This window comes from Planctomycetota bacterium (assembly GCA_026387035.1).
GTDB lineage: Bacteria > Planctomycetota > Phycisphaerae > FEN-1346 > FEN-1346 > JAPLMM01.
Genome location: JAPLMM010000307.1, coordinates 1 through 2,451, shown reverse-complemented (window position 1 = coordinate 2,451; position 2,451 = coordinate 1). Strand labels below are relative to the sequence as shown.

The following is a 2,451-nucleotide window of genomic DNA, read 5'->3' as shown; positions in this document are numbered from 1 at the left end:
GTCTGGGTCGGCATCATCGAAGGCCTGCGCGACGGCATCACGAGTTTCGTCACCATCGCGTCGGGGTTCGTCTCCGACCGTGTCGGCAAGCGAAAAGCGCTCGTCGGCCTGGGCTATGGCATCTCGACGGTCGTCAAGCCGATCCTCGCCCTCGCCGCCGTGCCGTGGCAGGTGGCGGGACTCTTGGGCCTTGAGCGTGTCGGCAAAGGCATCCGCGGCGCCCCGCGTGACGCCCTCGTTGCCGGCTCGGTCTCGGCCGAGCACTACGGCAAGGCCTTCTCGTTCCACCGCATGATGGACCATGCCGGCGCCGCCCTGGGTCAGATCGTTGGCGTCCTCCTGGTCATCTTCCTCTTTCCGTACTTCCGCGACCTGGCGAAGGCCGGCAGCCGGTGGGTCACCAACGCCTCCGACGTTTTCCGGGCGATGTATCTTGTGTCGGCCGTGCCGGCGGTCCTGGCGGTGCTGGCCGTCGTCTTCTTCGTCCGCGAGAAGGCGGCTCCCATCCGGAAGAAAGTCGAGATCAATTTCCGCGCGGCCTACGACCGGCGCTTCTGGTTTCTGCTGGTGGTGATTCTGGTTTTCACGCTCGGCAACTCGTCCGACATGTTCCTCCTCTTGCGCGCGGGGCAACTGCTGGGCTATCCGCTGGACTTCGGGCCGCAGGAACACGAGGCGATGGCCCGCCAGTGGAACTTCCCCTGGCAACTGCCCGCCATGTTCTTCATCCTTTCGATGGCGAAGATGCTGTTCACGCTCCCGGGCGGCTTTCTGGCCGACCGCATCGGCCGTGCGAAAACCCTTGCCCTCGGCTGGGCGGTCTATGCCGGTGTCTATTTCGCGTTCGCTTTCGCGACCGAAGCCTGGCACGCGTGGGTCCTCTTTGTGGCCTACGGTCTGTTCTACGGGTTCACCGAGGGGGTGCAGAAGGCGGTTATTGCCGACTTTGTCCGGCCCGAGGTCCGGGGGGCGGCCTACGGCATGGCGTACTTCTGCGAGGGGATTGCCAAACTCGTCGCCAGCCCCCTCTTTGGGCTTCTCTACGCGCTCTTCGCCACCCGCGAGCATCCGGAATGGGGCGCCCACGTGGCATTCGGTTTCGGGGCGGCCTGTGCGGCCGTCGCGTGCGTTCTCCTGGTCGTTCTCCTCGGCGTGTTCCGCAGGCGCGAGGCGTGATTCTTCTTAGAACGGGTTTCATAACCTATTTTTGCGCGGCGGTTCTCCTGAACCGCCGCGATTTCATCCCGGCGTGCCGGGATTGAGAGGGTGGCGGGTCGGGAGACCCGCCACCCTTTAGTTATGAAACCGGTTCTACGACCACACCCACCACGGCGCGCCGGCGAGTTCCGAGTAAACGACGAGGTCGAAGACCGCGTGCGCCGCAAGCGGTGCAAGCACGTTGCCCGAAAGTTGTCGCAGAGCCCCGAATGCGAGGCCGCCGATGAACGTCGCGGCGACGATGAACTCTAAGTCGATCGTCGCCGCCGCGCCAGGCAGGGCAAAGAGCGCGCTTTTGTAGGCCGTGTGCAGAATCGCCGCACACGCGACCGCCCCCACGGGCCCCAGCCGGCGGACGCGACCCTGGACGTAGCCGCGGTAAAGGATTTCCTCCGCGCTGCCGATGACCGCCGCCACGAGCCCGAAACCCTTGAACGCCTCCGGCAGCGGCGGCGCCCCGATGTGCCAACGGTACCAGCCGCCGAGCGCGAGGCCCAGGGCCGCGCCCAGCACGGCATAGAGGGCCGTTTTTCGCGCGACGGGGGCGAGGCCGAAAAGGACAAGCGGCGAACGTGAGCGTACGACCGCCCGCACGAGCGCCGCAGCCGTCAGGGTAAGCCCCGCCGCCGAAAAGGCAAATGGGACCGAGAGGCTGTGCGCGAAGAGGGCGAACACGACCATGCCGGCACCGGCGACGGCCGCTTCGCCCACGTCCAGCCAGCCGGCGCCCGGTGATTTGTTGAGGAATGTAGCCATCGGCCGACGATTACCCTTAACTAAAGGGTGGCGGCCTTCCTAGGCCGCCACCTGCCTGAAACCGTCCCGCGTCCTTCGCGGCGGCCTGGGAAGGCCGCCGCGCGCTTTTTCAGACAGAGCCTACCCTCGTCGCCGGCGCGAGACGAGCCACGCCCCGGCGGCGACGGGCGCCAAGAGGAGGATCCAGCCCGACCCGAGACACAGCGGTTTTCCGGCCGTGATGAGGCAATCGGGCAGCGCCTTCTGGAGTTCCGCGATCTCGGCTGAACCCTTGAAGGCATCCGGCGGAAGGACGAGGAGCCTCAGGCCCTTCAACTCCTTCAAGTCGGCCAAGTGTTTTTCGCCTTCGAAGGCGGGTTTGATAAGAACGAGGGCCTCGAGGTTCTTGAGGCTCTTGAGGGCGGCGATGTCCTTGACGTTCTCGCACCCGAAGAGTTCCACCGCCTTGAGGGCGGGGTGATCCTTGACGACGGCATC

3 protein-coding genes are annotated in these 2,451 nt (G+C 65.9%); 1 reads left to right on the top strand and 2 read right to left on the bottom strand.

From position 1 onward, the window contains the following. Positions 1-1,176 (top strand): MFS transporter (locus tag NTX40_11550; protein MCX5649703.1); only part of this gene is annotated, 1,176 nt, incomplete at its 5' end. 135 nt (positions 1,177-1,311) lie between these two features. Here NTX40_11550 and NTX40_11545 read toward each other — a convergent pair. Both NTX40_11545 and NTX40_11540 read right to left on the bottom strand, forming a co-directional pair. Then, positions 1,312-1,974 carry a CPBP family intramembrane metalloprotease gene (locus NTX40_11545; protein ID MCX5649702.1) on the bottom strand — a complete coding sequence of 221 codons (663 nt, stop codon included), beginning with the start codon at positions 1,972-1,974 and terminating at the stop codon, positions 1,312-1,314. A gap of 120 nt (positions 1,975-2,094) precedes the next feature. Further along, positions 2,095-2,451: hypothetical protein (locus NTX40_11540; GenBank protein MCX5649701.1), on the bottom strand; the 357-nt coding region annotated here is incomplete at its 5' end.